The organism is Collinsella sp. HCP3S3_D1, assembly GCF_052064015.1.
Classification (GTDB): domain Bacteria; phylum Actinomycetota; class Coriobacteriia; order Coriobacteriales; family Coriobacteriaceae; genus Collinsella.
On the sequence record NZ_JBQHWK010000004.1, the window covers coordinates 114,998 to 122,638 of the forward strand.

The following is a 7,641-nucleotide window of genomic DNA, read 5'->3' on the forward strand; positions in this document are numbered from 1 at the left end:
CATCTACCATTTTATTATGTATTTCAGATACTAAGATTTATTTTTAGTCGTTGATAGGTCGAGCACTTATTGTGATGTTTAACTAAGCGTTATCCAGTGAATTGATGTTTGTTCAGGTGACAAAAAATGTTTGCCGTTGAAAAATGCCTCTACCCGAAGGCCGACGGGGGAACGATGGACGGCTGGATCATCAACCATCCGGACGCCTACCCCTTCTGGGCCAACAAGTTCCTCCACAAGATGAGCATGGGCTCGCCCCAGACGGCGAGGCAGTACGCCTACAAGCTGTGCAAGTACCTCAACTACCTGCAGGACTGCTGGCACATCGGCTACGCCGACGCGACCGCCAAGCACCTCGCCGGCTTCTTGCGCTTCCTGCAGTTCGGAAACGTCATCCCGTTCGTCGGCGCAGTGGAGGGAAAGAGGTCCGGCTTCACCGTCAGGGGCTACTACACGGTCGTGGCCAGCTTCTACACCTTCCTGCGCTCCCAGGGCAAAGACATCAAGATGGAGGTCGCAGAGGAGCGAAGCGGGGAGAACCCGCACTCCTTCCTCTACGGCCAGTGAATCGTGACCACGTCGCCGCGCTATGTCGCCGAGACGTCCTTCGCCAGCGGAAAGCCTCCTGTGGACTACGAGAAGTGGTACACGGACGAGCAGGTCGACGCAATCCTCAGCAACTTCCGCACCTACCGCGACAAGGCGGTCTTCTCCCTCTCGCTCGACGGCCTTCGCATCGACGAGATCCTCTCCGCCCAGATCGACCTCTACCGCGCAGACGAGGGCACCTTGAAGCTTTTCCGCAGCAAGGGAAGGCGCGAGGGCGAGGGGCGCGTCTGCGTCTTGTCGGAGCGCTCGCGGCGACTGCTGGAGGAGTACCTCTACAACGAGCGCAGCGCCGTCGAGGGGAAGCTGATCGATTCAGGGTCGCTCATACCGACCGAGATCTTCCTCAACCTGCGCGAGCGCGAGGGCAGCTTCGGCAAGCCGATGGCCTACCACAACGCGCTCGAGATCATCAAGCGCGCCGCCAAGCGCGCCGGCCTCGACCCCGCCAAGGTGCGCACCCACTCCGGCAGGAGCACGAAGATGGAGGAGCTCCTCAGGCAGCAGGCCCTCGACCCCGCCTCCCTTACCGACAACCAGATACTCGACATCATGGGCTGGAAGAGCATGGAGTCTGCCGAGCCCTACAAGAACAGGCAGGACAGGGTGACCGCCGTCGAGAACTGGAAGAGGCTCGAAGCAGCCAAGGAACAGAGGCGCGCCGATGATCAGGCAACCTGAGGAGGCGCTCGAGCACATCAGGGACAACTCCGGGGGTGCGAAGCGCAGCAACAACTACACCCATGTCGCAGACACGGCGACGGTGAGCGACTTTGCTGCCTTGGCCGCCTGCGTGGAGTCGCGCACGCCGCTGCCCTCCTGCGAGGGCTTGGAGGAGTCGCTGAAGGGGACATATAGCTATGGGACCCTGTGTCGTCTTGCCCTGACCTCCATGTTCTCGGAGGAGGAGCTGAGCGACTACTTCCTCGACGTGCTCGTCTCCATGCACGAGGACGAGGAAGCCTGGGAAAAGCCCGGCATAAAGAAGCTCTGCAAGGTGATAACCGGGTTGACCTACCAGGTCAGGGACTGCGTTAACCCCCTGATACGTATCTTTGGCGAGACGTACATGGAGCGCTTCTACACCTATCACCGCTTCCCGGTGCAGATCGGGGACCGCGCCGTCGAGGCCGTCAGACGACGTGAACCCCTCGTCGAAATCCGCAGGGAGTTTATCGAGAAGTACTGCAGCCTTTCCCGCAATAACTTCTTGCAGTGGTTTGACAACTGCGTTGTCGAAGAGGTCGGCGAGGAGGAGTTCGCGGCGTATGTGCGCGACATGGCAGAGAAGTATGCCTCGGGGCTGTCCGATCGCAACTACCGACACTTCACCTACCCGCGCCTGACCGCGTACATCTTCGGGTTCTCCTGGCGCCCTGTCGGGAGGTGCCGAAAGCGCAAAGCGAGGGGGCACGGCAAGCGGTGGGACTATCGCAGGCTGCATGAAGTAATCGCTAGGGAGATGTTGCCCTACACGTACGCTGCGTACGCTACGACCTCTAACCGGACCGCCGTATATGAATTCCTAGATCTCAGCGCGGAGGAACGCGCCTATTACGACGAGAAAGCTGTGCGGGTTGACAAGAGCTCCGTCCCTGCTGGACTGCTTGTCGCAGGTGACTCCCAGTTGCCGGCACCGGAACTGCCAGGCGGCGTCAGCTTCGAGGAGCTCCTGGGCGCATACGATGCGTTCTTCGCCGGCAGGTACCTGGCCCCCGACTCTCCGAGGGGGCCGATCTTGCCCCTCCACAGATTCCGTCGCGACTTCAAGGAGCATTTGGAAGACGAGGACGTGAGGAAGTTCGCGGCGTTCAAGAAGGTGCGGCAGACCCCCACCCTCGCAAACGCTTTTGACGAGCACCTGGAGAACAAGATCGCCGGCCTGCGCAGGTTCATGTTCGACGGCAACGCCGACGAGGTGGCCAGCGACAAGTCGGAGGTGTGGTTCTACTTCCCCAAGGGGGAGACGTTCTCAGGCAGGCGGCTCGACTTCTCCGTGCTGGACGGGACGGGTTTGTTCCAGCAGGATGCGAGGGAGTATCTGAGGTTCCTCTACCAGGATGCATGCCAGCGCGCGAGCTCTGACCATCGCGCGTTGGCGCGCATCCCGGCTGCGATGGCCGATCTGCTAACCGTGCTCTCCTTCCTCGTCGGCGAATACGGCATCACCTGCCCAGAGGACGTGGGCGAGCTGCATGTCCTCGCCGCGCTCTCGCATATGAGCAAGGATGGCTATGCACCCGGCACGCTCAAGCATCATCTGACCAGCTGCAGGAGGTTCTTCCGGCACCTCGTCGCTCGCGGGCGCCTTGACACGGACCCGACCGCGAACCTGACGGTCAGGAGCGGCTCTGACTACTCGAGGGCGACCCCGGATATCCCCGAGGACATCCTGGTGTTCCTCGAGGAGCACGTCGACGAGCTTGGGTCGAGCGCCTGCAAGCTGATGCTCAAGCTCGCGATGGAGACCGGGTGGCGCCTCTCCGATATCAAGAGCATCCGCGTCGAGGACATCACGGCCGAGGACCCCGCCAGCGGCATGCCGCAGGTGAGGGCGAGGTCCCCCAAGACCGCGGCATCCAGGATCAAGCGGCGCCTCGGCGACAAGATCTTCGCCGTCATCTCGCCAGAGCTGCACGGCGAGATCGAGGCCTACATCGAGGAGACCTCCGCCCTCAGGGAGATGTACGGGGTCGAGACGCTCTTCTTCTGCATCACCAACGGGGTTAAGACCGAGTTCCCCGCGACGACCTTCAACGGAGCGATCAACAGGCTGCTCGAGCGGTACGGCATGCAGTCGATCGACGAGAGTTACGACACGTTTTGCTCCAGGCAGACGCGCAAGACGGTCGCCGTCGAGCTCATCACGTCGGGTGCCACGCTTACAGACGTGCAAAAGCAGCTCGGCCACGTCGACCACAGAACCACCGAGCGCGTCTACGCCGAGGTGAGGATGAGGAGGCTCGCAGAGCTGAACAGCGAGTTCTTCCAGCAGAAGTTCAACCTCCTGATCGAGAGCGGCAGGCTCGACCTGTACACGGAGGAGGAGCGCCGCTGGCTCTACGTCGACTTCTGCACCAACCGCCGCAACGTGGAGCTGGGCGTGTGCTCCAAACACCCCTCGGAGGGCAGGTGCGCCGACCTCGGCAACATCAGCTGCGCGTCCTGCCCCAAACTGTGCACGGGAAGGGCCTTCCAGGGGCGCTGGGAAGAGCTCTGCGAGGACTCGTCGAGGCTGCTGGCGCAGTTCGAGGCCAAGTACGCGGAGCTGGACATCCCGATGGACGAGTACGAGGGCTACACCGAGTACGCGCAGGAGAGGGCCTTGAACGAGCGCTACAGGGCCGTGCTCGACGCCATTGAGGAGGGAACGCAACATGCCTGACAGCCTGCTCTTCCCCACATCCGGGTCCGCGGCCCTCGAGCCGGTCGTCCTCTCCAACGCCGTGTCCGTCACCGACGAGCAGGCGGCCAGGATGCTCTCAGACTACTGCTCTGCCTCGAGCTTCAGCGACGACGTCTGGCAAGCCGACAAGGTGAAGCCCGACAAGAACGTCAAACCGAGCTCGCGCAACATATATTTCACGGGTATCTCGAACGAACACCTCAAGAAGGAGGCCAAGAGATGGGCGCTGACGAGGCTCGTGAAGGGGCGGGACCCCGCTGCCATCAGCTCAGACATCTGCATGTCCATCAAGCACTGCGCAGACTTCATCCCCGACGATTGCAAGAGCTTCGCAGAAGCCCCGCCGGAGGCGCTCGCCTCCTTCTATGCCTACCTCTTCTCGGGAGAGCGGAAGACCACCCTGAGAAAGCGCCTGCATTACTGGCACGCTCTCGAGGCATTCGCGAGGGAGTCGGGGTTCACCGACATCAGCTCCGCCATGCAGAGGTTCGTGCTGGAGAGGGCCCCCGCCTACGTCAAGAAGGAGGACAAGTACATCCCCGACGAGGTGGCCGGCCAGCTCGACGTCATCTTCATGAAAGACGGCATCCCGCTGGTCTACAGGTGCATCTACTGGATGCTGCGCCTGATCCCCAACCGCGCCACCGAGGTCCTCAGCATGACGGTCAGGTGCCTGAAGCGGCTCGACGCGGACACCTACACCCTGACGATCCCGTCCTTCAAGCAGTCGGGACCCTACGTCCCGAGCGACATCAAGCTGATCGAGGTCAGGTACGAGGGCATGGGGAAGCTCCTCGTCGACCTGGTGGCAGCCCAGAGGGACGAGGTGCTGGCGCACCTCGGCGAGAATGCAAGGTGGCTTTTCACCTCGCGGGCCTACAGGCTCATAAGGGACCCGAAGACGGGGGAGAGATGCTATAGGACTCACGGGTCGGCATTCAAGCCGAAGAACCTTGGAAGCTGCAACCGCTTCTTCTCGCGGCTCTGCAAGTGCAGGGGAATCGTCGACGAGCACGGCGAGCCCTACTCCCCGACGACGCACCAGTTCCGCCACAACGCCGTCAGCGACCGCATGAACTCGGGCCTCTTCCGCGCCATCGACCTGCTGCCGCTCACCGCCCACCACAACACCAAGATGATCGAGCAGAGCTATACCCACACTTCCGTCAAGGACCTGCGCAAGGACGACCCCGTCGTGTTCAGGGGCAGGATCATCAACACAGACGACCCTGCCCGCTTCGACAGGATCCTGTCGAAGCCCTTCGCCAAGAGGGTCCACAGGATCGGCCTGTGCTCGGACGCAAGGGGCTGCAGCGCCGACAGGTCGAGGTGCCTCCGCTGCAGCTACCTCGTCCCCGACGCCGGCGACCTCGACTACTATCAAAGCGAGCTCGACGACTGGCGCAGCAAGCAGGAGAAGGCTCTAAGTTGTGGCAACGATGTCTTCGCGGAGCTCTGCGGTGTTTGGATAGACGCATACAAGACGCTGATCCAGCGCGTGCTGAACGCGATTAGCGGCGAGGACCTGGAGGTCTCTGATGAAGCAGCCCAGTGAGAACATGCAGAGGATGTACGCGGCGAAGAGGGAGAAGACGCTGGCCCTCATCCAGGGAGCCATCGACGAAATCGAAGAGGACCACCGCATCGTCACCAAGAAGGAGCTCATGGCGCTAACGGGGCTGAGCTCGGGGACGTTCAGCCAGCAGCACGTCAAGGAGCTCCTGGCGAAGAACCAGGTCTGCCAGTTCAGGCCGCTCGCAAAGGTAAGCCAGAAAGGGAACCTCGAGCTGAACAAGGACGCCGAGATAACCAGGCTGTCAAGGGAGCTCCAGAGGGCGCAGTCGCGCCTGCAGGACCTCGATATCGCCCTCGACAAGAGCAGGAAGCAATCGAGGAAGCTGAAGGAGGAGAACGCGGAGCTCCAGCGACAGCTCCTGCTGCTCCGAGGCAAGTACCAGCAGCTGCTGGAGTACCTGGAGGTGCTGGGGAGCGACCTCTCGGGCATTCCCCTCGCATGACGCGGCCCCGGCCTCCTAGTCGTCGAGGAGGCCGTCGACAAAACGCTCCGGAGCTTGGCTCACGCGGTCGACGTTGTGGGCATAGACCATCGTGGTCGTCAGGTTCGTGTGCCTTGCGAGCGCCTGGGCCTGCTGCAGGCTGGCGCCCCCCAGCAACGCGAACGTCACCGCGCTGTGCCGGAAGCTGTGGGTCGTGAGCCTCTCGCTCATATGACCCAATCCGCTGTCAAGAGCCACAATGGTCCCGCCCCCCGCGTGCCATCGGGCGGCGGGGCCTGCCGTTAACCCGTCCCGGTCCGCCCCCGGCATGTCATCGACGCCTTCGGCTCAGTCTCATATCCGCGGATACCGTTCTGTCGGCCCGCACTCCATTCCTTCGGCGGGGTTCCCCAAGTCTGTCGAGGCGCATGCGGAGGGCTCCGCGCGCACAGCGAAATAGGGGGTATCCCCGAAGGCCGCCCGGCTCGCCGGGACGGGGGCTGTGTCTATTCCGCGCCCTCCCGGCACATCATGCCGAGGGCCCAGAGCCACCTCACGAGCTCGGCCGCGGTGGCCGCGTTGGCCTTCGCCGCGGGCATGCCGCGGGCGAGCATCTCCTCGCGCCGCCGCAGGAGCCGCTCGGACCCCTTCCTCCCGTGCATCCTTATCTCGAGGGGCACGCCCGTGTCCCTCGGCATGAGCTTCGGCTGGTGCCGTGCCGCGGCGTAGCACCATGAACCCTCAACGGCCAGCTTCCTCACGAGCGCGTTGCCCGCGCCGCTGATGCCTCCGAGCCGCACGGAGTCGCCACTCGACCTCTGACTCGGCGCGAGGCCGAAATAGGCCGTGACCTGCCTTCCGGAACGGAACCTCGTGAAGTCGCCGACCTCGGCCGAGAAGGCTGCGGCCAGCGCGAAGGCGCAGCCCTTGATCGACTGGAGGGCGGCCACCTCCGCGGCGATCGGGCTGGCATCCACGGCGGCCCTGTACTCGGAGAGCAGGTCCGCCCGGGCCTCCGCCGCGGCCTCGACCTCGTTCCTCAGGGCGGCGAGCGTCCGAACCCCGCCATCGTCCTCCGGCCTGACCTTGTCGAGCCACCTCAGGAAGTCGTAGGTCCAGTACTTCCTCGGGTTGCCGGCGGGTGTTAGCGCTAATCTAAAATTGACCACTTTCGCAAACGCATCTCGCCGAATGCGCTAACGCGCTTTCGCCGGCCCCGCTAACGTACTTTCACCAACTGCGCTAACGGAACTATGCTCCGATCGGGTATCCGACCCGGGAGGAGCGGGATATGGAGCGAAACGTAATGGGAGAGCCGAACGTCTACAGGGGGTCCGGCGCGAAGCCGAACTTCAGCGAGATCGCGAGGAGGCACGGCATGGACCGGCACACGGTCGCCAAGTACTGGCGGGAGGGCGAGTCCGCCGCCGACGGCAGGTCCGCGAGGGGCAGCGCCTTCGACCCGCTCGAGGAGGTGATCCGCTCGAAGGCCCAGCTGCCCGGGATGACCAAGATGGCCGTCTACGCGTTCCTGCGCGAGGGCCGCGGGGAGGGGCTGCCCGGGTACGGCGCCTTCACCGCCTGGTGCCGGGCCCGCGACGTGCCCTTCGGGGGCGCGGGCGGCCGCGAGCC

7 protein-coding genes and 1 pseudogene are annotated in these 7,641 nt (G+C 63.4%); 6 read left to right on the top strand and 2 right to left on the bottom strand.

What is annotated here, in order from left to right; genetic code table 11:
* Window positions 1-126: 126 nt before the first annotated feature.
* The 5 genes from ACTNDJ_RS02230 to ACTNDJ_RS02250 are packed head-to-tail and all read left to right on the top strand — an operon-like array spanning window position 127 to window position 6,030.
* The gene (locus tag ACTNDJ_RS02230) at window positions 127-567 is read left to right on the top strand and encodes a hypothetical protein (protein WP_441064235.1); all 441 of its coding nucleotides are present in this window, start codon (window positions 127-129) and stop codon (window positions 565-567) included.
* 60 nt (window positions 568-627) lie between these two features.
* On the top strand, window positions 628-1,287 hold the full coding sequence (locus ACTNDJ_RS02235; protein WP_441064233.1) for a tyrosine-type recombinase/integrase: 660 nt from the start codon (window positions 628-630) through the stop codon (window positions 1,285-1,287).
* Window positions 1,271-3,991 carry a tyrosine-type recombinase/integrase gene (locus ACTNDJ_RS02240; RefSeq protein WP_441048888.1) on the top strand — a complete coding sequence of 907 codons (2,721 nt, stop codon included), beginning with the start codon at window positions 1,271-1,273 and terminating at the stop codon, window positions 3,989-3,991. The genes ACTNDJ_RS02235 and ACTNDJ_RS02240 overlap by 17 nt, the downstream gene beginning before the upstream one ends.
* Entirely contained in the window at window positions 3,984-5,567 is a 1,584-nt protein-coding gene (locus ACTNDJ_RS02245) for a hypothetical protein (RefSeq protein WP_441064231.1), read from the top strand. Before ACTNDJ_RS02240 ends, ACTNDJ_RS02245 begins: the two co-directional genes overlap by 8 nt.
* Window positions 5,551-6,030 (top strand): hypothetical protein, encoded by a 480-nt coding sequence (locus ACTNDJ_RS02250; RefSeq protein ID WP_441032094.1) that lies wholly within the window; start codon window positions 5,551-5,553, stop codon window positions 6,028-6,030. Before ACTNDJ_RS02245 ends, ACTNDJ_RS02250 begins: the two co-directional genes overlap by 17 nt.
* Before the next feature lie 15 nt (window positions 6,031-6,045).
* Here the strand turns inward: ACTNDJ_RS02250 and ACTNDJ_RS02255 are convergent, their stop codons facing one another.
* The gene (locus ACTNDJ_RS02255; protein ID WP_441032096.1) at window positions 6,046-6,240 is read right to left on the bottom strand and encodes a tyrosine-type recombinase/integrase; all 195 of its coding nucleotides are present in this window, start codon (window positions 6,238-6,240) and stop codon (window positions 6,046-6,048) included.
* A gap of 275 nt (window positions 6,241-6,515) precedes the next feature.
* The gene (locus ACTNDJ_RS02260) at window positions 6,516-7,178 is read right to left on the bottom strand and encodes a transposase (protein WP_441083257.1); all 663 of its coding nucleotides are present in this window, start codon (window positions 7,176-7,178) and stop codon (window positions 6,516-6,518) included.
* A gap of 122 nt (window positions 7,179-7,300) precedes the next feature.
* Between ACTNDJ_RS02260 and ACTNDJ_RS02265 the strand changes: the two are divergent.
* Window positions 7,301-7,641 (top strand): annotated as a pseudogene (locus tag ACTNDJ_RS02265) (IS21 family transposase); the annotation flags it as partial.